The following is a 24,254-nucleotide window of genomic DNA, read 5'->3' as shown; positions in this document are numbered from 1 at the left end:
ACGGCTTTGTCTTCGGGTTGATGTCGCCGCAACGTCCTCCGTTGTCGGACTTAACAACAGAAGGGACCCGAATTTTATACTTTGACAATGCACGAGTAGGCCAAAAGCGACGAAGTCGTCTTTTAGGAGGAAGTCAGCTATCCTGCGGAAGACCCTTGCAAGAGTTTCGTGCTGCTCCTACATAAATTTTACGGTAGATGAGCCGAAACGGAAGTGGCCGATGAGTCGTGGCACAAGCCTGAATAACATCATCGAGATCAGGATTGGCAGGGTTCTCAATGAGAGTTACTGCGTTTGTAAGACTGTTGAAGGATGAGTTTTGACGAAGTTTGGCTACAAATTATTGGCGACAGATCGTCAGTCAATGGCGCGGGCTGGTGTCTGGTCGACACCTCACGGTGAGGTATTGACTCCGGCGTTCATGCCCGTTGGAACTGCCGGAACTGTGAAAGGGCTGACTCCTGATCAGATCCGTGCGACAGGGGCCGCAAAGATTTTGGCCAACACCTATCATCTGGCTTTGCGGCCTGGCGCTGAGGTTGTGGCAGATCTTGGAGGGTTGCATCGCTTCTTTGACTGGAGTGGCCCGATTCTGACCGATTCAGGTGGGTTCCAGATTTTCAGCCTTGCAAAGCTGTCAAAAATGACGGAGGAGGGAGTGACTTTCCGATCACATCTTGACGGAAGCCCACTTAACCTCACCCCTGAACGGGCGATGAAAATTCAGGAGCTTCTCGGGGCTGATGTCATCATGTGCCTGGATGAGTGCCCCCCGGCTGACGCTCCCTATGAGAAAATTTTGACCGCAGTCGACCGCACGACTCGCTGGGCGGCTCGTTGCCGGGATGCTCATCAGAGTTCTCAGCAGGCTTTATTTGGGATTGTTCAGGGCGGAACCAATGAGTCCCTGAGGGTTCGTTCTGCAGAGGCCTTGCTTCCTCTCGATTTTCCAGGGTATGCGGTGGGTGGACTCAGTGTCGGTGAACCTCCTGTGGAAATGTACAAAACACTGGAGTTCACCACTCCTGTTTTACCGGTGGAAAAACCACGATATCTGATGGGAGTGGGCCGTCCGATTGATCTCATAGAAGGGGTTTTGAGGGGGATTGACCTGTTTGACTGTGTCATGCCCACTCGCAATGGCCGAAATGGGATGGCGTTTACAAGCCAGGGAGCTGTCAGACTGAGAAATGCCAAGCACTTACGTGATTTAGCCCCTTTGGATCCAAATTGTCTGTGCCAAGCCTGCCAGAGATTCAGCCGGGGCTATCTCCGGCATCTGTTTATGGCGGGGGAAATGCTCGGGCCAATTTTGCTGACATTACATAACATCACGTTCTATCAGAACTTGATGCGAGAGCTTCGGGAAGCGATTCTTGCGGGAAGAGGAGCAGACTTCCGGGTCGATCAACTTGCCCGGTGGGGGGAGTCCGGCTAGGATACGCCCCGCACGAATGATCGAGAGAGTCCGCGCTGAGTCTTATCCCACAACAAGTTGGGGAATTTGTGCTCATCTCGGACTCGCTTGAAAGGTGATCGGAACCGAAAATCTTCGGCTGAAAGCTGGTTAGTGCATCATCAGCAGTGAACGATACAGGTCAAATGCCAGCGATTTCTGGTGCGACGACCTGAAGGGAGAATTCGAGTGAATTGGCAGGCGGGCTTTTCAATCGCACAACAGGCTGCACCGGCTCCTGCTCCCAATGCAGGCGCTGAAATGTGGGGTATGTTCGTCCCCATGATCATCGTTGTGGGACTGTTTTATTTCCTGATGGTGGTTCCTCAACGCAAAGAGCAGGCCAAGCGGGATTCCATGATCAAAGCCCTCAAGAAGAACGACCGGGTCGTCACTATTGGCGGCATGATTGGTCAGGTCGCCAACATCTCGGCAGATGGCAAAGAAATCACCGTTAAGTTTGGTGACAGCACACGTATCCCTTTCCGCCGCAGTGCCATTCAGGAAGTGCTTGTTGGTGAAGAATCTCCAGCAACCGAAACCAAACTCTCCTGATTTTTACTGACGCTCTGCCTGAGGACAATGGTTAATATTCTCCCGTTGATAAATGCTTCCAGTCAGTACTGCCTTAAAAAATACAAACGCCCCGCCAGTTTTGATCCAGGCGGTAAGAAATATAGAACCTCATACAAGCACGGCAACAGCAGAGTTCGCCAGCAACTGATAGGAACATGCGGAATGGAAGGTTTGTTCTCAGGATTGACTTTGCTTCAGGCGGATCCCGTGATCACAGCGGAAGCAGCAAAGATGTCGTCTTCTGATCTGTGGCTGATGGCCGTGATTGCCATCAGCGTGGTGACGCTTCCCTTTGTGCTGGGCACATTGATTGCCAATGCGTTGCGAATGAAGGATATCGGCTTCAGGCTGAGTATCGTCCTTTTCTCCGCAGCGCTCGCGCTCACCCCCTTCATTTATCATGGAGTACGGGGCGAAGGGATTCTCAAAGCCATTCCCCTTGGGATCGATTTGGCCGGGGGAACGAACCTGGTTTATCAGATCGATACTGAAGCGGCCAAAGCTGACGGAAAGACTCTGGATACAGATACAGTTGATCGCCTGGTACAGGCTATCGCCAAGCGACTCAATCCTTCGGGGGCAGAAGAAATCACGATTCGCCGCGTGGGTCGCGACCGAATTGAAATCATCATTCCCGGTGCCGACAAGGATATTGTTGAGCAGAAGAAGCGACTGATTACCCGGCTGGGAAGCCTGGAATTTGCAATTCTTGCTAACAGCCGCGACCACGCCACCCTCATTGGTCGGGCTAAGCAATTAAGTGATAATATTGACGACCTTCGCGAAGATGGTCTGTTGGTGGCCAGTTGGCGAAATATTGCTGCCGGGAAAACTGTTGGGCAAAACCCCAACGACCAAACTCAAACTCGTCTGGTCAAACGACGAAATGACCAAGGGACTGAAGAACCCGTCGAGCAGTTTCTGGTTGTTCACGAAACCCCAGATCGTCAGGTGACTGGTAAGTATCTGCAGAACGCTGGCTACACCCAAGATCGTCAGGGGCGTCCTGCGGTCGCATTCCGGATGACCACAACAGGTTCGATTCGACTTGACAATCTGACCTCGAAGTATGCCCCTGATCCCGTCGACAAGTTTGAAAGACGGTTGGCGATTCTCCTCGACGGCAAGATTTATTCAGCGCCCTCTCTGCAAGATCGCTTGTCCTCGGGCGGTGGTGAAATCACCGGGAACTTTGATCGTAAGGAAGTGGACGAACTCTCTGGCGTGTTGAATGCGGGGGCTTTGGAAGTGCCACTGATTCCCACACCCGTCAGTGAATTCACCATTAGTCCTCTGCTGGGGGCCGACGTCCAGCAGAAAGGGATTCTGGCAATTGTTCTCTCTGCCGCTGCAGTGTTCATTTTCATGGCAGTGTATTACATGGTCTCGGGGGTCATTGCCGACCTCTGCCTGATCCTCAACCTGATTTTGGTCGTGGGGGCCATGGCCTTTATCGATGCCACATTCACCCTGCCAGGTTTGGCGGGGCTGGTGCTGACCATCGGGATGGCGGTTGATGCCAACGTGCTGATTTACGAACGGTTCCGCGAAGAAATGGCTCGTGGTGCCAGTCTGCGGATGACGATTCAAAACGGCTTTGACAAGGCGCTCTCAGCCATTGTCGACGGCAACGTCACCACGCTGATAACGGCTGTCATCCTCTTCATGATTGGCACTGATCAAATCAAAGGATTTGCCGTTTCCCTGTTTATTGGTTTGACGGCTTCGATGTTTGCGATTCTGGTCTTTGGTCGTATCTGCTTCGACATTATTGAACGAAAGCGACTTGTCAAAACCTTGACCATGATGCCAACCATCAAGATTCAAGGTGTGGATTTTCTTGCAAAGAGTGTTCCTGCCATCATCTTTTCAATGGTCGTGATTGGAGCAGGACTTTTTGCTCTGGTAGCACGCGGAAAAGATAATCTCGATATCGACTTCACTGGCGGTACGATGATTACACTGGAATTCCAGAAGCCTCAAAAAGCCTCTGTTGTTGAAGAGAAGCTTGAAGAAAAATTCCCCTCAGCAGTCTCTGTCGAAGAACTGCGTCTGAATGACCAGTCTTCAACTGAGGGAACGCGTTTCCGCATTCGTACCAGCCTGTTTGATCGCGATGAAGTTCGCTCTCTGATCAATGCCGCATTCGCTGATCCTGAGCAAGCATTGACTCGCGTGCAGATGAAGTTCGGTGAAATCACTGCGGTGACCCCCGAAGACGCCAAGACCATTCGGATGCGAGCCGGCTCCAATATCGATCGCTTCAGTGGTGGCTTGCGTGTTCCACTGACATTCACAGGGCCAGTGGCCGAAGGCACTATTGCCGAGTATGTCGCCGAACAGTTGAAAAGCATTACTGGTTCAAATGATCGCCCAAAGTATGACACTCCGATCGCACTGGTGTTGGTCGATGGCGTCAGCACCGATGGCAACAAGACATCTGCCAAGTACACAGAACTTATTGCCCGTGTGACTCCTGATGTCAGCAACGCCGACCTTGCGAAAGCACTTCAGACGATTTCCACACAGCTAGCCAATGAGCCTATCTTTGACGAGTTCAACTCGTTCGACACCTCAGTAGCATTGGAAGCTCAGGTCAATGCGTTTGTGGCGATCGTGTTGAGCTTGATTGCGATTGTGATTTACATCCGCTTCCGATTTGAAAAGTTCTACTTCGGTTTAGCGGCTGTGGCAGCATTGACACATGATGCCCTGGTCGTGCTTGGCAGTGTGGCTCTGGGAGCCTGGGCTGCTCAAACACCGATCGGCCCGATCCTTGGTCTGGAAGACTTTAAGATTAACATGGGCTTCATTGCCGCGATCCTCACCATCATTGGTTACTCACTGAACGACACGATCGTGATCTTTGACCGTATCCGTGAAATCCGCGGCAAAAATCCCAATGTTACTCGCGATATGATCAATCTCAGCGTGAACCAGACCATGTCGCGAACGATCTTGACTGCCACGACTGTGTTGATCGTTGTGGTGATCCTTTACATCTTTGGTGGGGAAGGGATCCACACTTTTGCCTACAGCTTTATCGTGGGAACGATTGCCGGTACCTACAGTACGGTATTTATTGCCAACCCTGTCCTCTTCTGGCTGGTCAATCGCGAAGCCTCACGAACGGCATCTCCTGCAAAGGTACTTGGTTAAAAAACGAATGGTTGATCATCTGAACTGATCAGTTATCTTTGATCGACATTGACCAGCTTCACGAAGTTTCTCAGTCACCGCTGCCACACCTTTTGCGTGGCAGCGGTGACTTTTTTTGATCTCCATAAAAGTTTTGGCAGCTGGAGAGATGGCCATCAGGGAGCATGAGCTTTACAACTCAAGATCGGGATGTTTTGCCCTTGATGATGCAGATGGAGTAAATTCCAGTTCCTGAAAATGCTCATGCACGGGCAGTTGTCTGGAGAATGCCGCAATGAATAATTCTTCGATCCCTGCTGATTATTCCCCGAGTGAAAAACAACTGATTGATATTCATGCTCCAGACTGGTCAACGGGAGATGAGTTAATTCTTTTTGCCTGGCTGGTGGATGTCGATGATCTCATCTCTCCCGGTGACAGGTTGGCAGAAATCGGAATTGAGGGAATCAGTCGTGACCTGGAATGCCCTTATCCGGGCACCGTTGCCGCGCGATATGTCGTCAGTGGCAGCACCATTTCTCCCGGCCAGCGGTTGCTGACACTCAAAGCTGAAGGGGACACGGCAACGCCAGGCCAGGGTCCGAATTTAGAGGAGCCATCCAGCAATGTCAGTCTGGAATAATGTTCTTGGGCAGGCTGCAGCGATCGAGCAACTCACTCGGGCTGTTTCACGCGGGCGACTCGCGCATGGCTATCTCTTTGTCGGCCCTCAGGGCGTTGGAAAATCGTTGATTGCCAGAAAGTTCAGTCAAGCTCTTCTTTGTCGTCAGCGAAGCCCGAACGAGTTAGATGCCTGCGGAGAATGCAGCAATTGCAGACCATTTCTCGCGGGGAATCATCCCGATTTCCAGCTTGTCGAATGCCCGGAAGGGAAGCGGGAGATTCCCATTGAGCTGCTCGTGGGTTCCAAAGAAAACCGGGGGCAGGAAGGATTATGCCATGGACTCTCGCTCAAGCCCCTCGTTGAGAGTCGGAAAATTGCGGTCATTGATGACGCTCACCTGCTTAACGAAGCCGGGGCCAATGCCATTCTGAAAACATTGGAAGAGCCTCCGGAACGAGCGGTTTTGATCCTCGTGGCAGCAACATTAGACACGGTGCTTCCCACCATTCGCTCCCGGTGTCATCTGGTCAGGTTTCAACCTTTACCAGAAAAAGATCTCCTGACGCTGCTCACCGCGGATGGTTCAATCAATTCAACCTTTGCAGAAGAAGTTTGTGGCATAAGTGATGGCAGTCTGGCGACCGCCCGGCAACTGCTGGAACCCACTCTGTGGGAACTGCGTCGAAAGATTCAATCGACACTCAATGAACGCAACTTCTCGGCTCAGAGTCTTGCCAAATCGGTGATGACCACGGTCGAAGGCCTGGCATCAGAAACGTCTGGCCAGCGCGAGCTTTTACAGCATATTTTCAAATTCACAATCGACTATTTACGGCAGGTGATGGCAGGGCTTTGCGAGAAGTCTTCTGAAAGTCGTTCGGCGAAGCCCTTAATTGTCGCGCACCTGAAGGCAGATGTTCGAAGTTTGGAGGGATTAGCCAGAATGATTGAGCGCGTCATTTTAGCAGCAGCTCAAATTCATCAAAATGCGAATCTCGGACTCTGCCTGGAAGCTTGTTTTGATGATCTGGCACGTACGCGGGGCCAATTGGGCTGATGTTGAGTGAACGTGCTCTATCATCTGAGCCGCAAACATGTTATGAAGGTGCATTCTGCCGTAATGGTCTTGCTGAATCGTCATGTTGTCAAAAACCGACATGCGCGATTATTCAAGAGAAGCTTGCTCGAACTGGGTGTTGAACCGTGTCACGTCTCGCCTCCATGGCTGATTGCTGGGGAGTCATTACAGGAGCGTCGTCAGGGATCGGTGCCGAGTTTGCCCGTCAACTGGCCGCCCGAGGTATGCATCTTGTTTTGATTGCACGTCGGCAGGAGTTGATGGAACCCTTAGCTGAAGACCTTCATCGTCTCCATGGGACGCGTACTGAGATCATCAGTATTGATCTGACAAGCGAAAATGCCGTTGGTGAAGTCGCACGACGCATCGAGCATATGGGAGTCGAGATCGATCTTCTGGTGAATAGTGCCGGGTTCGGTATTGTGGGTGAGATTCTTGAAACCGACTCTCAGCGAATTCAAAAGATGCTTCGTCTGAACATCGAAGCATTGACAGCTTTAACGTACCAGTTTCTTCCATCCATGATTCGGCGAAATCGTGGTGGCGTGGTGAATGTGGCTTCACTGGCCGCTTTTCAACCCGTGGCCTACATGGGAGCTTATGCCGCCAGTAAATCTTATGTGCTGCACTTTTCTGAAGCACTTCATGCGGAATTGGCAGACACCGGCGTCGTCGTCATGGCTCTCTGTCCGGGGGTCACTCAAACCGACTTTTTTGATGTCGCCGGCGCACCTGGTTGGCTGCAAAAGAATTCATCCCAGACACCAGAAGTGGTGGTTCGCAAAGCGATGACTGCACTGGATCATGGTCGGCAGTACGTTATTCCCGGATGGCGCAATTATCTGATTACCATTCTTGTCCGCATGGGGACACGCTGGCGCGTTGTGAATGAATCCAAACGTTTCTTCCGTCCACGATCGACCAAAAAAAGATAGTTGCCCGCTGCTTGAGTCATCTTCCCTTACGTTGCTTCAACCCCGTTGGGAATTGCATCCACGATGGCGGCGATCTCGGTCGATTCTGATCGTGGCGGGCGTTCCAGCAAGGTGGCTGTTGCCCGGGCAGGTGTCTTGCCTTCATGCAGGACTTCATAAACCTGTTGCATGATCGGCAAATCCAAAGCGTGCTGCTTTGCCAAATCGGCGATACTGCGGGACGTTGCGACTCCTTCAGCTACTCCCTCCATGCTCCTTAGAATCTCGGTGATCTGTTCTCCTTGACCGAGTCGGAAACCCACTTTGCGATTTCGACCGTAAGGGCTGACACAAGTGGTGATCAGGTCGCCCATGCCAGCCAGTCCTGTAAATGTCATCGGGTTAGCGCCAAAATGGACACCAAAACGCTGCATTTCCACAAGCCCGCGTGTCATCAGGGCCGATTTGGTGTTGTCACCAAACCCCAGGCCGTCACTAATGCCCGTGGCGATGGCGATGACGTTCTTCAGGGCGCCGGCCAATTCCACGCCGATGGTGTCGGCATTCGTGTAGATCCGAAATCGATCCGTCGAAAACATCTGCTGTACGCGTTCTGCCAGATCAAGATCATCACTCGACGCCACGACAGTGGCGGGCAATCGCCGGGCAACTTCTTCCGCATGGCTTGGCCCACTGAGAATGGCAACAGGACGATTTCCAAGAATCTCGGTCACAATCTGACTGGGGCGCTGGAATGTCCCGTTTTCAACCCCTTTGACCACGCTGATTACAGGAATATCAGTGGGTAATGACTTTTCAATGACCTCTAAAGAGTGGCGCAGGAACTGACAGGGGATACCCAACACGAGGTAATCGGCTCCTTCAGCCGCTTCCTGAATCTGAGACGTGACAGTGACATTCTCTGGCAGGATGGCACCGGGCAGGAGACGGCGATTTTCTCGCAGTTTCTGCATTTCGGCTCCCTGTTCCGGATCACGAACCCAGATCGTGACCTGCTGATGGGGCTGCTCAGCCAGCAACAAGGCACAGGCTGTTCCCATGGCACCACCGCCGAGAATCGTCAATCGCGTTGTCATACTGTAAGTCTCGATCCCTCTGAGAAACATTTCCGCGAGATGACCTATTTCATCCTTATCTTATTATGCCATTTGATCTTCGGTGTGATAACCGAAATGCCACATCTCTGAAAGTGTAGAGCCGAGATTGGCTGATTCCTTGCTGCCATACCTGACACCTGAAAACTCTAATGACCTGAAAAGAGACATCCCCAGGCCCTCTGGCCAGTGTGATCGGACTGAGGAGCCATAAGTTCTGGGGAAATCGTGATTCTGCGTTTGCATTCTCGCAGCCACAACCTAGGTTTTTCAGAGTCGACAGATTGCACTTGCATTCTATTCCCTGCCAATGAATTCTGCCCGGAGCGTGTTCAATGGACACCTTTCAAAGTTATCCCGTCCCGTCACTGACTCCCCAATCCACTTCGGGAACTCAGCTGACGTCTGCGCAATTTGCCGACCGACGTGCGTCACGACCAGAAGGGCGGGGCGGCGGGCCTGAACGGCGTCAGTTTACCACGACCCCCAGTTCCATGCGGCCAGAAGTGGCGGAACTTGCCCAAGCCGTTGACCTCTATAAAATGGAACACCGACGACGATTCATCACTTTTGAAGAGCTTTTCAATGTGATGACGTCTTTGGGATATCACAAGTAACTGGCCAGTAAGTCGCTGACAGAGAATAGCGTTTACATGCCAGAGCGAAGCGCTTCCAGGTGCTTTACAAAATGGGTTTCCAGCACATCGCTATAGATGGCCTGATTCTCTCGCAGGATTTGCTGGACGATCGCCCCCCAGTGAGGATCCTGAAGTGTACTACCGAAAGTGCAATGGAGTATCTGTCGTCCTGGAGCACTAAACCCAAGGCCTGCGGGGACGTCTTCCCAATTTTCTAAATAGATCTGCCGCAGGCGATCATCAGAAGAGATGTCGTCTGGTGCGGGAACGGTCTCGAGCGTTGCCGAAACGTGGTATGTCGCTCGATCGACGTCATAATGGTCTCGTGCATAGGCGACGAGAGACCGGAACTCGGACGGTGCCGCAATCGAAACAACACGCAAGGCTTCCAGATAGCTTGTCCCCGCCGTTTTGACGTGAAACATGCCACCGGTCAGCTTCGCTAACTGCTGATAAACGGTGAGCTTGTCAGATCCCGAATGGAGACTCAGCTTATAAGGCCCCACCACTTTGGCAATGGAAGCGTGGTCGGCGAGTGACTGTTCCAGCGCGGTGAGATCTCCCTTGAAATCAACACCTTTCTCAAACTCCCCGATGAATCGGGGAGCGAGGCTGACCATGCGGACTCCGGCCGAGAGCAGTTGCTGCGCAATAATCAGATGCTCAGCTGCCGTCGTAGGTTGGTCGGTCTCATCGATACTCAGTTCGATTTCGCAGCCACGGCCTGCTCGATCCTGTACCGATTGTATGTAGTGCCCCAGACGGATGGCAAACTGGATCGCCTGCCCATATTTAACAGCGGCTCGCATCAAAATGGGTTCGTTTAGCTCAATGACAGTCCCATGAGGAAGTGTGATCTTCTTGCCCAGGTATCCATCGACCCAGGGAGCAAACTCTCTGGCATCATGGAAGCGATATTTCAGCTCGTCATGGGAGTAATTATCGGCCTTCTGATCAACGTAGCCCGAAGGGTCAATCGTGAAGAATACGAACCCTGCATCCGCTGTGACATCGACATCGGCTTCCGTCTTCAGATGGTCAGCATCAGCACCCACCGGGCCATCCCAATGGGCTGCCCTGACGGATCGGAAAGCGTCTTCAATCACGGCTTTTGCATTTCGTCCCGTTCTCGCCATTTCGCGAATCGATTGCTGGGCGAAAATCGGCAGAATCCCGGCGCCGCCCGCCTTCATTGCGGCAATGTGCCCTGGAGTGGCAAGACCTGTTCGGTCTCCAAAACCAAAACTCGGATTTAACCCCAGACAGCTTGCAGACATCATGTAAACCCTTTTGTGTTGGCCTGATGGGTCTTCTTGAGACTTGAAAACGTCTTCTAAAAGAAAACCATTCATGGTGTTTCTGAGAAAAGGCGGCAAGCTAAACGGCTGGCGCAGCAACTCCCAACTTTTCACTGAGGTTCACCAGGGCTTTCCAGTTGCCTTCATCAAGCGGAACACCACTGGCCGAACGAGAAGCCAATACGGCTCGTTCGGGATCACCGGGGAGCATGATTGTGGCGGCTTCATCGATCTTGGGGACACTGCGGACATACTCTTCCAACTGCTTGACTTCACAGAGAAGGTGGTCGGTTCCTCCAAAGAAATCTGGAGAGATCGCCATAAACCAGCCGCAGTTACCGATAGGAGCGGGAGGGTTGGGATAAGCGCATTGCCCACCAGAAAGGGCACCGCATAACATTTCGATCATGAATGCCAGCCCAAAGCCCTTGTAGGCCTGATCGCCTCCCAATGGGAGAATCGTCCCCGGTGGATTTCCATAAAGCTGATTTGGATCGGTACTGGGGCGACCGTCGGGATCAAGAATCCAGCCGAGGGGAACTGGTTCGCCGGCAATCTTTTTCACCCGCACTTTTCCTTCGGCCGTCGCGCTGGTGCCGATATCAAAGATGAATGGCCCGTTAGCTCCGCCGGGAACTCCAATACAAATGGGGTTCGTCCCCAGGCGGGGGCGTTTTCCGCCCACTGGTGCCACCCGCTGGGCCGCCCCATGAGTGTTGGCCAGGCCCATGGAAATAAGACCTTTTGCGGCGAATTTTTCTGCATATTCGCCGAGTCGTCCGATGTGTGATGACTGTCTGAGCGTGCCAATCACCACCGCGGAATTGACCGCTTTTTCGATCATCCGATCGACCAGTTGATGTGCCAGTACCAGCCCCAGCCCCCAGTGACCATCTGCCAGAATGGATGATGCTGATTCTTTGACAACTTCTAACTGGCTTCGGGGGATGATCCGCCCTTGCTGAATCTGGTCAACATAGGAGGCAATCCTCATGACCCCGTGGGAGTCGTGTCCCCGCAAATTAGCCTCAGTCAGGCTGGTCGCCATTCGATCCGCATCTGTGGGCTCCACCCCTGCTGCCCGAAACAGATCACTTGCAAATTGAGTCAGTGTTGAAGCAGAAATCAAAGGCACAAGGAGATCCTTTCAGAGATGAAAACCTGCAACCGCGCCACGGTGCAAGGCAGCGTACGTGTTAACGAACGTTGATGCCACCGAACGACGGTCTGTCTTGTTCATCGAAACTGGTGATCTTCGGCCTTTCTAAAAAACAGATGCAGAAAAGCCAGTTTCTGTGAACTTGTGAACTGGTGCCACGTCCACTATTGGCATAAGATGCCAGCAATGAATTGATGATCAAAATGATCTTAATTGAAATTCAGTGGGCGATTCACGGGCTTTTTTGAGGGCATCATGCTCTCACGCGTTGGGCTTACTTGCCGGTTCAAACTGAAATTATCCAGGTGATGGGGCGATGGTATTCTAAAGATGTCTCCTGCCACCCTGTGTCACTTTTCACAAACATGAGCTGTGGCTCAAACATTGCGAGTACCGTTGCCTGGAAGTCCAATGCCTGACGAAGAGTTCATCTCCTCGAAAATTGAAGCTCAACAATTTCCCCAAGCTCCCGGGGATTCGCTGAATGAGTTAGCCAACCTTTCTGACGAACTTAAGACGGCGTTTCTTCACACCAGTCCTTCCCCACAAACCGCTGTCATCGGAACTGCAACTCTCCAGCGGATGGACAAGCTGCTTGAAAACCTCAAGACCCATCTGAAGGGGGAGTCCGAGAGAACTTCTCCGTCTGTTTTGATCGATTGCCCCAGTCATGTTGGGCGCTACCAGATCATTCGGCTTCTTGGGCGTGGTGGTTTTGCTGTGGTCTATCAGGCCCACGATCATCAGTTGGAGCGGGATGTTGCCCTGAAAATTCCTTTGCCCCATCGTCAGCTGACTGAAGACACTCGCCGTCGATTTTTAATTGAAGCTCGGGCTGCGGCGCGCCTTGATCATCCCCACATTGTTGCGACGTTTGAGGCAGGAGAATCAGAGAGTACGCCCTATATTGCTTATTCACTCTGTCCGGGGCCAACACTTTCTCACTGGATACAAACACACGGGCCACTGCCTCCACATGTTGCCGCACGGTTAACGATGCAGCTTGCAAAGGCGATTACTTATAGCCATCAATTGAAGATCCTGCACCGTGATTTAAAGGCCGCTAATGTTCTGTTATTTCCCAGTAGCGACCCTCAAGATGCCGAGTTTCCTTATATCCCCCGACTGACAGACTTTGGCCTGGCAAAAGTGCTGGAATCGGCTGCGATCGAAACGCGAACCAGCATGATCATGGGGACTCCCAACTATATGGCGCCGGAGCAGTTGGAACTGGGCCTGCGCCATTGTGGGCCAGCGACTGACATCTTTGGTTTGGGGGCCATTCTTTACGAGTCGCTCACGGGAAAGCCGCCACATTCTGGTGTCACACTGGTTGAAATTATTGCCTCCATTCGTGACGGAGCAATCCCTTCTGTTCGCAGCTTGCGCCCCGATGTCCCTGGGGATCTGGCGAAAATTTGCGAAAAATCCCTGAGTCGGCGTCCAGAAGATCGATATGCCTCTCCTGACAAAATGCATGACGATCTTCAGCGGTTTCTGGCTCGTGAATCGGTTCATGCGGTCGGGCCTGGGTTGACGACCCGCGTGATTCGTGTCATTCAGGATCCTATTCGGATTCGTGAAGCCTCGGTCTTTCTGATGCTGAGCCACGCCACAATTCTGTTTTGGATTTCCACATTCCCGCTGGCCATCTGTCTGGGAATGGCCATGACACGTGGTTTCACAATGGAGGATCTGATCCCTTACACAGCTCCCTTGTGGGCTTTTCATCTGACTTCGTTGATTTTCGGTTGGTGGGTCGGTCGAAAAAGTGTCTGGGCGGCGGCCGTGTCGACGATTTCAGGCCTCTGCCTCATGGTATTCATCTTGTTAGTGCTGACCCGATGGATTAACCCGCCTTATCCTGCCGTCTACTCCGATGCGAGATCACGAGATATTGTGTTTGTGTTGCTCTTTGGAACCTTTGGCGCCCAGTTTGCTCTGAGCTTCTGCGCCTGGCAGGCAATCCTGGCGTCAAACCGGCAGCAACGACGTCGGCAATCGATCGAATTGGCCAGTGAATGGCCGAATTGAGACCTCTTCAGAGACTTAGCCGTCGTTTGGCTTCAGTGAAGATGCTGTCGAACATGGGTTCTGTCAGTCGTCCCGTAAATGTGTTTTGCTGGCTGGGATGATAGCTTCCCAACATCCATCGACCGTCAGTAAATTCAATCATGGCTCCATGCGAGAACTTGGGGAGCGATCCTTTCCAGAGGCCGGCTTGAATCGCGAAGTCCATGACACCTCGCCAGGCAATTTGTCCCAGTGCCAGATATCCATGAGGTGCAAACAGCTGAATGGTTTGCGAAAGATAAGCATGGCAGTTGGCAATTTCCTCGCGCTCAGGCTTGTTGTCGGGAGGAGCACAGTGACAGATGGCTGTAATCGCGCACTGGTGAAGTCGCAACCCGTCATCACGTGAGACCGATTCAGATTGATTAGCAAATCCGGATTTATACAGGGCGCGATAAAGCCATTCTCCGCTGCGATCTCCCGTAAACATCCGGCCGGTTCGATTGGCGCCATGAGCAGCGGGAGCCAACCCGACGATCAATAACCCACTGTTCGTTAACACTGTTTTTTCTGGGAGCAGATTAGGGACGGGCTTTCCCCAGTATGTGTCATTCGTAAATTGGCGGCGTTTTTCAGAGGCAATGGTCGTACACCATTCCCGCAATCGTGGGCAGCGTTCACACTCCACGATCGTCTGGTTCAGTGTGGCGAGAGCCTCTGTTGACACCTGAAAACCTTTCACTGCCTGGTGCATTGCCAAAGTTGAAAAGCAGGGTTTAACAGGTTGTCAAGTCCGACAACGGAGGACGTTGCGGCGAAATCAACCCTAAGACAAAGCCGTGACACGGCACTGGCAGACATCCGCCGCATCACGGGGTTGAGACTAACGAAAAAACTTACGGCGTACGGTGACATCCAGCCAGGCAATCCCACAGCCCATGAGAAAACCGACACCGTGGGCCCAGTTGGCCATTCTCATGCCGCCACCCATCCATTCACTGCTGATACCAAGAAACATCCAGACAATCGCAATCACAAAGGATTGTCGCGACAGGAGCACGCCTTCTACGGGCGCCATTTTTCCTTGGACGACGGCGTAACCAATCAAGCCGTAAGCCACGCCACTGAAGCCACCGAAGATGGGGTTCACAAACCAGGCTTGTGCGAAGTTAGAGCCGACCCCAACAACCAGGATAAAAACCAGCATCCAGATCGATCCGCGCCGCCGTTCAATGGGTGGTGAAAGGTCGTAAAGAATCATGCCGTTGAACAAGATGTGGAAGAGACCAAAGTGTAGAAAAATTGGTGTGATTAACCGATAAAATTCACCGGCTTTCAGCTCACTCCAGTTCATATCAGTAGAGAACAACAACAGTGAAACCCACGGGCTTTTGGGATCACCGACTCCAGTTATTACAGCCACCAAAATGCAGATTGCCAGCATCATGAACGAAATGGGCGCCGCGCCACCTTGAGCATCGGCGTTCCAATACTTACGGGGATCAATGGTATTTTTGCGGTACTGCTGCCGGACACTCAGTTCCGCCCGGCGAGCCGCTTTGGCAGCTTTAACCCCCTCCTGATATATGTTTGCGGAAGGATCTTCGATAAATCGCTGAAAATGTTCTCTCGCCGCCAAAACTTGATCATCATCCAAGGCCCAAAGCACAAATTCTCCGTCTGGCGAGGGATTGATATGACAGCGAATCCCTTGAGAAAAGAGAAAATCTGCCAGTAAATCGGCCTGCTGAACGTCACCCAACGCCCCTACTTTCCGCATGCGATTTCCATCTTTCCAGTCATGAGTCAAATTAAACGGTGGTTGATAACCACTGTTTTTCCAGGCGTTTTTCAGAGACAGGAACGGCAGTTGTCATCTCCTGCACGAAGAGATGGACTCGGTATTCTTCAATCATCCAGCGAAACGTTTCCATCTCGACATCGACCAGCTTGCGGCGATTATGATCGTTCAACCGCTGAGCGTAACGAACAATCCATGGCTCCAGTTGCATGATGCGGTCGCGGTCTTTCTGCACATTCCCTGTTAATCGATCCATTCGCATGAGAATGGCTTTGAGATAGCGTGGATATTGCGCCAGCCAGAACCAGGGAGTCTGCGTGAGGAACCCACTGGCAAACAACCAGTTGTATTGCCGATGAAGATCACGTTTTGTCAGTTCGTGAACCGGTGGGATTCGATCGAGCCGGACGCGAATTTCAGCCGCTTGCTGGAAGATGCTGGTCATCAATCGAATCATCTCACTGACGGCGTTCCCCAATTCATCGAAGCCGGCATCAATCAAGTGCTGAAATTGTTCTGGCGACCTGGGCAGCGTCTTGCCTTCGCAAACCGCGCGCATGGCTAACAGATCGACCAGGTGCGCTTTGAGCGGCAGAGGTTGGGGCAGGGCTTTGGCCGCCAGTTCCCAGCGTTTGATCTCTGGCAAGTGCGTCACTTGCATCGATAATTCTTTGTGCAGTTTGATTGCGGTGAGGCGACGCACCCCTCGCTTATGCTCGTGCAATGCTCGCAAGGGGTTGTCAAAAAGCTTTAGACCGACGGTCTCACCTTCATCGAAGATCGCCGGGAATGCTTCAATTTCAAGTCCTGATTGCCGAACGATCATCTTTTCGTGAACGGTGGCAAAATCCCATGTTTTGACGCCCGTTCGCTCCAGAGTACGACTGGCAAGCTCACTGGGTATCAATTGCCCGGCCTTGGCCTCCAGTGTGCTTTGCTCTCGGCTTGTAAGAACTGTTTCTCCCTGAGCATTAACCAACCGGATATTCATCCTGAGATGATGCGGCAGTTTGGATTCATCGAACATTGCCGGTAACACGCGAGCCCCGAATTTGTCCCGGACAATCTTGGCCAGTTGATCGGCCAGCATTCCTTGTCCCATCTTCAACAACGGGAGGATCTGCTTGACGCTCTCCGGGATCGGAGATAAGGAGACGCGGTACTCTTTGGGTAATCCTCTGAGAAGCGCAATGACCTTTTCTTCCAGAAGCCCAGGAACCAACCAGCCCAGACGCTGCCAGTCCAACTGGCGGAAGCCGGCTTGAGGCACATTGATGGTCATGCCATCCCGATCACTTCCCGGATCGAGGTGATACTCGACATTTAACTGCATGCTGCCGACTCGGATCTGGTCGGGAAACCGCTCGCGCCAGTCATCATCGGCTTCGCTGGCCAGCAAGTCTTCTCGCGTCATTTTGAGGATGTCTGGAGACTCCTTGGTAATGATGCGCAGCCACTTATCTAACTTGGGGCCGTCGTAAACATCTGCAGGAAGTCGATCGGCATAGAACTTCGCCTGTGTTTCAGCATCGACGACCAGCACTGGCTTTCGCAGTCGGGCCTGAAGATCTTCCAACTCTTTGCGAAGCTCCAGGTTGTGCACGAGGAACGGAGGAGGGTTGGGGTAATCCGCTTCGACCAGTGCCTGTTTGATAAAGATCTCGCGTGCCTCAGCCGCATTGACGTTGCCGAACTTCATCCGGCGACGATTAACAATTGGCAACCCTTGCAATGAGACCTTTTCATAGGCCACAACGGCTCGACTGTGAGCTTCCCAGTGGGGATCATGATACGTGCGGTTCACCAGATGGGGAACGTAAGGCTCGACCCATTCCGGTTCGATCTTGCCAGCGACTCGCAAAAAACGACGGGTCGTTTCCACAAACTCGGCAGCCACAATCCAGCGAGGTCGCTGCGAGGCCATCCCTGAGCCAGGCCAGAGGACGCCCATCATTCCACCCGCTACCTGATATTCCCCACTATCTGTCTTCATGGCGATATTCGTGGGAAACCCGGCCAGCATGGCCCGGTGGATGGCAGAGGTGTCCAGCAGCCTTGGTCTGATCACCAATCCTGCGGCTCGAACCAGTTCCGAGAGTTCTCGATGCAGATCACTCCATTCGCGCAGGCGGTTCAACGAAAGGAAGTTCTGAGAACAAGCTCTTTGTAACTGGCTGCGGGACAATTTGGCTTTCAGGTCGTGGTAGAAATCCCAAATTTTAAGGTAAGTCACAAAGTCCGACGTTTCATCCAGAAACTTAGCGTGAGCTTCATCTGCAGCATCCTGCTTGCCAACAGGGCGTTCACGTACATCCTGTGCTTCAAGAGCCGAGGCAATGATCAGCATTTCCGCCAGGCAAAGTTGTTCATTAGCGGCAAAGAGGACGCGCGCAATCCGGGGATCTGTCGGGAGCTTGGAAAGTTTCTTCCCCAACTCAGTGAGCCGGTTCTCCTCATCAACGGCCCCCAGTTCATACAATGTGCGAAAACCATCACGAATGGCTTCTGTCTTGGGGGGATCAAGGAACTGGAACGTTGAGAGACTTCCCAAGCCCAACGATTCCGTTCGCAAAATGACCTGAGCCAGATTGGTTCGCAGAATTTCTGGAACAGTGAAAGGCTCGCGAGCGATGAAATCATCTTCTCCATAAAGTCGATAGCACACGCCAGGGCCGATACGACCGCATCGGCCAGCACGCTGATTGGCAGACGCTTGAGAAACAGGCTCAATAGGCAACCGTTGAATTTTGGAACGGGGAGAGTAACGACTCAGCCGGACGGTTCCGGTATCAATCACATAACGAATTCCCGGCACTGTCAACGAAGACTCCGCCACGTTCGTCGCCAGAATAATCCGTCGCTGGCTGGAAGACGTCTCGAAGACTCTTTGTTGCTCGGCGGCAGAGAGTCGGGCATAGAGTGGCAAAATCTCACGGTGGGCTGCTGCTCGCTCACCTCCACGCAAGACTTTTGCCGTTTCATGGATCTCACGTTCTGTCGGCAGGAAGATCAGAATGTCACCAAAGCCATGGGCAGTGGCTTCCTGAACGGCTTCCACAATGGCCCGCTGCATTTCGGCGTCGCCGTAACTTTCGTCATCGTCTTTGAGATGAATCGGGCGATAAGCGATTTCAACGGGATAACTACGTCCTGAAGCTTCGATAATGGGAGCTTTGACCCCATGAGCTTCAAAATGCTCACTAAAACGCTGCGCATCAATGGTGGCGGACGTGATGATCACTTTGAGATCATGCCGCTGCTGCACGAGACGTTTGAGATACCCCAAGAGAAAATCAATGTTCAGCGACCGCTCATGGGCCTCATCAATGATGATGGTGTCGTAATGCTGCAAGAGAGAATCTGATTGAATCTCAGCCAGCAGGATGCCGTCTGTCATTAACTTAATGAACGATTGGGGGCCAACTGCCTCTTGAAAGCGGACCTTGTAACCCACAGCCTGCCCAATCGGCGTGCGGAGTTCTTCCGCCAATCGGGCTGCTACCGAGCGGGCGGCAATTCGTCGGGGCTGGGTATGTCCGATCAGGCCATCAATACCGCGGCCAGCTTCCAGGCAGAATTTGGGAAGTTGAGTCGATTTCCCCGATCCTGTTTCTCCGCAAACGATGACAACCGAATGCTGCTCGAGAGCGTTGAGAAACTCCTGTTTTCGTAGCATGATCGGAAGATCGAGATCATATCGCACCTGGGGTCGGCGGCTGATACGTTCATTCCGGGCAGCAGTCGATACTTCCAGCCATTGGAGAAAACGAGCCAGGTTTCGATCACAGGGCTGGCCTCGCTGAGCCATTTTCTGTGTTGACTGCAAAAGTCGATGCAGCCCCGGTCGCTCATAGGCCAAGGCTTCGCGAATCCGATGCCTGAGAGCGGTAAAGTCGGGTGGGGGAGTCACTGCCCCCGCTGCGACTGAATCCATTTCGCCTGATTGATCCAAACCATCAGCCCATCAAAGACAAGAACTCACCACCAAAACCCTGCTCAGGATTGTAGCTGACGCACGTTGTCGGCAGGATGTTCAGAGGAAAAGTTCTCTCTAAATTTGAAAAGCCAAAATCTCAAAGCTGGCAGAACATTGGCTTGCAAATGGCGATTTCTCTCGCAAGCAAAGGACACGCGACCGTTGACCGAACATCCCAGCCACCTTGCTGAGCCGAGGGCATCAACGACTTCATCTTCACTTTTGAAGGAGATTCGTTATCCGGCACAGCCTCTGGTCGAGCTTCCTCAAGGACTGTTTCCGATCCCTGATGGCTGGGCTTTGGCTCGGTATGATGTTGGCTACAGTGAACCATTAAAACTGTATCAGCCAGCCCGTCCTGATGCGTTTCTTGAAGATGATGCCGTGCTGGCTCGCCATGAAAAAGACGGGTACATGCCCTATTGGGCTTATCTGTGGCCAGCTGCTGTGGTGATGGCGCGCGTCCTGCAACATGCCCCCTGGCCAGTCGGTACATCGCTGCTGGAAATAGGGGCTGGCGTGGGACTTGTGGGTGTCACTGCGGCCATGCGAGGCGACCACGTGACGATGACTGATTATGACGCTGACGCCGTCAAAGTTGCCGCACTGAATGCGGAACTCAACGGCGTTACGGCCCGCGCGCAGACTCTCGACTGGCGAGAACCCATGCTGGAATCGTTTCCAGTGATCATTGCCAGTGAAGTGCTCTATGAGGAGCGAAATCATGCTCCCATTCTGTCGTTACTTGAGAAAGCCTTGGCCAAAGATGGCGTCTGCTGGATCGGCGACGCAGGCCGAACACGAGCTGAATGGTTTGCCAGTAAGCTGAAATTTACGCCGTTTACTTCCCGGCTGTTCGATGAAAACTATCAACCGATCCCCGCCCCACGATTCGGTGAGTTCCAGTTATTTGAACTGCGATGGAAATGAGTCCCTTGCCGGCCTATTCAAATACCAGCATAAGAAGAGACGGAACAGGGCAGTGTAAAACATCACAACCAGTCCGACTTTCTCTGAAGAGACTCGGGATTAGACGGGCTGGTTGATGCACTTGCAGTCCATCAATTGACGATTACTTGGAAGCTTCGACTGCTGCTTTGGCTTCTGCCTGTAATTTGGCTTGCAGTTCAGGATTCGGAGTGGCATCACCCTTTTCCAACCCCATGGCCCAGCGGATGCCCTGTGTCGTGTGAGCGAGGAAAGCCGGGTTTGTCCAAGTGGCTTCATTGTGTCCCAGGTTGGTGTAGAAATAACGGCCGTTGCCATATTCCTTGACCCAGGAAACCGGCACCATATAAGGCCGCTTGGTCTTGCACTTGGACATATCCAGACTCATCAGCACCCGTACTTTTTCAGGTTGGTAATGCCTGTACTGGTAGATTTCATCCTTGATGACCAGTTCATCGCCCAATGGCTTTGTCGCGGGAAATTCGGGATCATTGACCTTGATTGTGACCGTTTCACCAGATCCCCAGGGATGTCCATCGAATGTACCGCCAATGAAATCCCAGTAGGGCTCATAATCTTTGAAGGTATCTGTGGCAGAATGAAAGCCAATGAACGAGTGTCCTTCCTGCTTCAGCCATTCGTTAAAAAAATAGTCTTTGTCGGCTTTTGCAATTGGCAGATCACCTGTCGTGTAGAAAATGACCATGTCGTACTTGGCCAGATTCTCCTTGGTGAAGTCAGCAGCAGCGTCCTGTGTGCAAGTGACATCGAACAGTCCGGTCTGCTGGCCTAATTGCGTCATCGCCACTTCAGAGGCACTCAACTTCTGTGGAGCATCACCTTCCACTTTGGGGCGGCTTACAGAGCCATGCTTGAACCCCACACTCTGGGTCAGCATCAGGGCCTTGGCCTTCTTCGCCGGGGCATCCTCAGCCTGAATACCGAACGTTAACAGAGAGCAGGCCGCCAAAGCGAGAAAACGGACAATCATCGACCGCATCACAGATCTCCACGGAGTCAATTTGAGGTGCCATTCAGCCCAAAATAGATGAACGCTTATTGATATTAGCAATAGTCTACAGCCAAAACATCTGATGACTTGAGACTGGACTGGATGGCTGGATGGAAGTGATTCCGATACGTTTGGAGCATTCGGGGACATTTGCCCTCTTTGTGAACGACACCCTGTATAGCCGCGAGCCTGCTGATGACGACCCCCTCAACGACTCCCAACTACCGTGCTGCTGAATGGATGGGAAATGCCACGACCGGCTGGCTCAAGCTGATTGATCAGACGTTGCTGCCAACGCAACTGACGTATGTGGATTGCACAACCGTAGAGATTGTCTGGGATGCGATTAAGCAGTTAAAAGTCCGCGGCGCTCCGGCCATTGGTGTGGCGGCGGCCTACGGAATCGTGGTGGGGATGCAACCTCTGTTAGCCAGCGACGCCAATATCTCGCGAGCGGCCTTCGATCTGAAACTTCAAGAAGTCGCGTGTTATCTGGCAAGAAGTCGACCGACAGCCGTCAACCTTTTCTGGGCCATCGACCGGATGAAGAAGGTTGCCCAAGCCGAAACGACTTTGACACCTTTACAGCTTCTCGAACGTTTACTGACAGAAGCGATCACAATCGATGAAGAAGACCGGGGCATGTGTGCGAAGCTCGGTGAATACGGAGCATCGCTTCTCCCTTCAAATCAGGGTGTTCTGACTCACTGCAATACGGGTGGTCTGGCCACCGCTGGTGACGGAACAGCTTTTGCCGCCCTGGCCCATGCTCATGCTCAAGGCAAAAACATCCACGTCTATGCCGATGAAACGCGACCGCTTCTCCAGGGTGCCCGTTTAACCATGTGGGAGTTGATGCAACGAAAGATTCCCTGCACGCTCATCACGGATTCAATGGCTGGTCAGGTGATGAAGGAAAAACGCGTCGGTGCGGCCATTGTTGGTGCCGACCGAATCACTGCCCGTGGCGATGCGGCCAACAAAATTGGCACTTATACTGTGGCCGTGCTTTGCAAGTACCACGGCATCCCCTTCTATGTCTCGGCACCATCTTCAACATTTGATCTGACGCTGACCGATGGTGGCTCGATTCCCATTGAAGAGCGAGTTTCTACAGAGATTACACATCCGGGAGGAACACAACTCGCGCCGACGGGTGCGCAGGTTTATAACCCGGCATTTGATGTCGCTCCCGCTGAACTGATTACTGCAATCATCACAGAGAAGGGGATCATTCAGCCTGTGACCGAAGAAAACATCCGGCGAGTGCTGGGAGCCTGAACGAGAGCAGCAGGAATGAGAAGCTTTCACTGACGAAAAAACGTAACGGCCTCTGTTCAACGCGGAATTGAACAGAGGCCGTTAATCGTTCAGGTGCGAATTCCGTGATAAGTGTCGCGTTCTGGCGGCGTACATTCCCATTCTTTTACGAATAGATGTCGTACACACGCCGCCACAGTCCCCGGAACTGGGTTGGCTTAAAATTCCTTGGCGTTGATCCACTTCATCATCTTGCGAAGATCGCGGCCAACCTTTTCAATCTGATGCTCACGTTCACGGCGGCGAACCGCCTTGAAGCTGGCCTGGTTGACCTTATTTTCCAACAGCCAGTCGCGAGCGAACTGACCACTTTGGATTTCGCCGAGAATCTTCTTCATTTCCTGCTTGGTTTCAGCAGTGACGATGCGTGGGCCACGGGTGTAATCGCCATATTCAGCGGTATTCGACACGCTGTAACGCATGTAGTTGAGGCCGCCCTGATAGAACAGGTCGACGATCAGCTTCATTTCGTGCATGCACTCGAAGTAAGCCATTTCAGGCTGGTAGCCAGCTTCAACGAGAACTTCAAAAGCGGCCTTGATCAGGGCGCTCACGCCGCCGCAAAGCACCACCTGCTCGCCAAAGAGATCGGTTTCCGTTTCTTCGGCGAAAGTCGTTTCAATCACGCCGCCACGAGTTCCGCCAATCCCCTTGGCATAGGCCAGAGCCAGCTTACGGCTGTTGTCGGAGGCACCTGGCCACAAAGCGATGAGCGAAGGAACCCCGCCACCCTTTTCGTATTCGCTACGAACAAGGTGTCCTGGGCCTTTCGGAGCCACCAGAGCAGCATCGACACCCGCTGGTGGGACGATCTGGCCAAAGTGCAGGTTAAAACCATGCGAGCACAACAGCAGAGCGCCAGGTTTGAGATTGGGGAGAATCTCAGCCTTGTAGGTATCCCCCTGAACTTCGTCTGGGAGCAGAATATTGATTAAGTCAGACTGCTTGACAGCTTCAGCAATCGAAAGAGGCTTAAAGCCATGGCTGACGGCCAAGTCATAGTTTTTGCTGCCAGGTCGCTGACCTACAACGACATTCAGGCCGCTGTCACGCAGGTTCTGGGCCTGCGCATGACCTTGGCTGCCATAACCCAGAATGGCAATAGTCTTCCCCTTGAGCAGGGAGAGATCGGCATCGTCGTCGTAGTAAACCTTAACTGCCATGATACTGCGAATCTTTCGTAGAGA

18 protein-coding genes are annotated in these 24,254 nt (G+C 52.6%); 10 read left to right on the top strand and 8 right to left on the bottom strand.

All coding sequences use genetic code 11. The features are described from left to right. Window positions 1–319: 319 nt before the first annotated feature. The 6 genes from tgt (at window position 320) to SH287x_RS07265 (ending at window position 7,808) form a co-directional block, all read left to right on the top strand. The gene (gene tgt, locus SH287x_RS07290; protein ID WP_479517945.1) at window positions 320–1,438 is read left to right on the top strand and encodes a tRNA guanosine(34) transglycosylase Tgt; all 1,119 of its coding nucleotides are present in this window, start codon (window positions 320–322) and stop codon (window positions 1,436–1,438) included. 207 nt (window positions 1,439–1,645) lie between these two features. Continuing rightward, window positions 1,646–2,011: a preprotein translocase subunit YajC gene (gene yajC / locus SH287x_RS07285; protein WP_479517944.1), complete on the top strand. Its 366-nt coding sequence runs from the start codon at window positions 1,646–1,648 to the stop codon at window positions 2,009–2,011. Window positions 2,012–2,194: 183 nt separating this feature from the next. Continuing rightward, a complete protein-coding gene (gene secD / locus SH287x_RS07280) occupies window positions 2,195–5,191 on the top strand; it encodes a protein translocase subunit SecD (RefSeq protein WP_479517943.1) in 2,997 nt (998 codons plus the stop codon). A gap of 274 nt (window positions 5,192–5,465) precedes the next feature. Continuing rightward, window positions 5,466–5,813: a lipoyl domain-containing protein gene (locus SH287x_RS07275; RefSeq protein ID WP_479517942.1), complete on the top strand. Its 348-nt coding sequence runs from the start codon at window positions 5,466–5,468 to the stop codon at window positions 5,811–5,813. Next, window positions 5,797–6,852, top strand: coding sequence for a DNA polymerase III subunit (locus SH287x_RS07270; protein ID WP_479517941.1), 1,056 nt, complete (start codon window positions 5,797–5,799; stop codon window positions 6,850–6,852). Before SH287x_RS07275 ends, SH287x_RS07270 begins: the two co-directional genes overlap by 17 nt. A gap of 146 nt (window positions 6,853–6,998) precedes the next feature. Then, window positions 6,999–7,808 (top strand): SDR family NAD(P)-dependent oxidoreductase, encoded by an 810-nt coding sequence (locus tag SH287x_RS07265; protein WP_479517940.1) that lies wholly within the window; start codon window positions 6,999–7,001, stop codon window positions 7,806–7,808. A 26-nt stretch (window positions 7,809–7,834) separates the two neighbouring features. On the opposite strand, the gene SH287x_RS07260 is transcribed toward SH287x_RS07265, so the two are convergent. Continuing rightward, window positions 7,835–8,884: an NAD(P)H-dependent glycerol-3-phosphate dehydrogenase gene (locus SH287x_RS07260; protein WP_479517938.1), complete on the bottom strand. Its 1,050-nt coding sequence runs from the start codon at window positions 8,882–8,884 to the stop codon at window positions 7,835–7,837. Window positions 8,885–9,237: 353 nt separating this feature from the next. On the opposite strand from SH287x_RS07260, the gene SH287x_RS07255 reads away from it, so the two are divergent. Then, window positions 9,238–9,519 (top strand): hypothetical protein, encoded by a 282-nt coding sequence (locus SH287x_RS07255; RefSeq protein ID WP_479517937.1) that lies wholly within the window; start codon window positions 9,238–9,240, stop codon window positions 9,517–9,519. A gap of 32 nt (window positions 9,520–9,551) precedes the next feature. Here SH287x_RS07255 and SH287x_RS07250 read toward each other — a convergent pair whose 3' ends face one another. Then, on the bottom strand, window positions 9,552–10,820 hold the full coding sequence (locus tag SH287x_RS07250) for a tagaturonate epimerase family protein (RefSeq protein ID WP_479517936.1): 1,269 nt from the start codon (window positions 10,818–10,820) through the stop codon (window positions 9,552–9,554). Window positions 10,821–10,917: 97 nt separating this feature from the next. Then, window positions 10,918–11,973 carry an Ldh family oxidoreductase gene (locus tag SH287x_RS07245; RefSeq protein ID WP_479517935.1) on the bottom strand — a complete coding sequence of 352 codons (1,056 nt, stop codon included), beginning with the start codon at window positions 11,971–11,973 and terminating at the stop codon, window positions 10,918–10,920. A gap of 435 nt (window positions 11,974–12,408) precedes the next feature. Here SH287x_RS07245 and SH287x_RS07240 point away from each other — a divergent pair, with 435 nt between their 5' ends. Beyond that, a complete protein-coding gene (locus tag SH287x_RS07240; protein ID WP_479517934.1) occupies window positions 12,409–14,031 on the top strand; it encodes a serine/threonine-protein kinase in 1,623 nt (540 codons plus the stop codon). Between the two features lie 7 nt (window positions 14,032–14,038). Here SH287x_RS07240 and SH287x_RS07235 read toward each other — a convergent pair whose 3' ends face one another. The 3 genes from SH287x_RS07235 to hrpA all read right to left on the bottom strand — a co-directional run bounded on the left by SH287x_RS07235 (window position 14,039) and on the right by hrpA (window position 19,745). After that, a complete protein-coding gene (locus SH287x_RS07235) occupies window positions 14,039–14,737 on the bottom strand; it encodes a uracil-DNA glycosylase (RefSeq protein ID WP_479517933.1) in 699 nt (232 codons plus the stop codon). Between the two features lie 156 nt (window positions 14,738–14,893). Continuing rightward, entirely contained in the window at window positions 14,894–15,790 is an 897-nt protein-coding gene (locus tag SH287x_RS07230; protein WP_479517932.1) for a rhomboid family intramembrane serine protease, read from the bottom strand. A 31-nt stretch (window positions 15,791–15,821) separates the two neighbouring features. Continuing rightward, a complete protein-coding gene (hrpA, locus tag SH287x_RS07225) occupies window positions 15,822–19,745 on the bottom strand; it encodes an ATP-dependent RNA helicase HrpA (protein ID WP_479517931.1) in 3,924 nt (1,307 codons plus the stop codon). A 204-nt stretch (window positions 19,746–19,949) separates the two neighbouring features. On the opposite strand from hrpA, the gene SH287x_RS07220 reads away from it, so the two are divergent. Beyond that, on the top strand, window positions 19,950–20,717 hold the full coding sequence (locus tag SH287x_RS07220; RefSeq protein WP_479517930.1) for a class I SAM-dependent methyltransferase: 768 nt from the start codon (window positions 19,950–19,952) through the stop codon (window positions 20,715–20,717). Between the two features lie 142 nt (window positions 20,718–20,859). Here SH287x_RS07220 and SH287x_RS07215 read toward each other — a convergent pair whose 3' ends face one another. Further along, window positions 20,860–21,735: a ThuA domain-containing protein gene (locus SH287x_RS07215; protein ID WP_479517929.1), complete on the bottom strand. Its 876-nt coding sequence runs from the start codon at window positions 21,733–21,735 to the stop codon at window positions 20,860–20,862. 207 nt (window positions 21,736–21,942) lie between these two features. Between SH287x_RS07215 and mtnA the strand changes: the two genes are divergently transcribed. After that, window positions 21,943–23,028 carry an S-methyl-5-thioribose-1-phosphate isomerase gene (gene mtnA / locus SH287x_RS07210; protein ID WP_479517928.1) on the top strand — a complete coding sequence of 362 codons (1,086 nt, stop codon included), beginning with the start codon at window positions 21,943–21,945 and terminating at the stop codon, window positions 23,026–23,028. Between the two features lie 197 nt (window positions 23,029–23,225). Here mtnA and ilvC read toward each other — a convergent pair whose 3' ends face one another. Continuing rightward, entirely contained in the window at window positions 23,226–24,230 is a 1,005-nt protein-coding gene (ilvC, locus tag SH287x_RS07205) for a ketol-acid reductoisomerase (RefSeq protein WP_479517927.1), read from the bottom strand. Window positions 24,231–24,254: the final 24 nt, after the last annotated feature.

It is taken from the genome of Planctopirus sp. SH287, from assembly GCF_056500625.1.
This window is presented reverse-complemented; position numbering and strand designations above follow the sequence as displayed.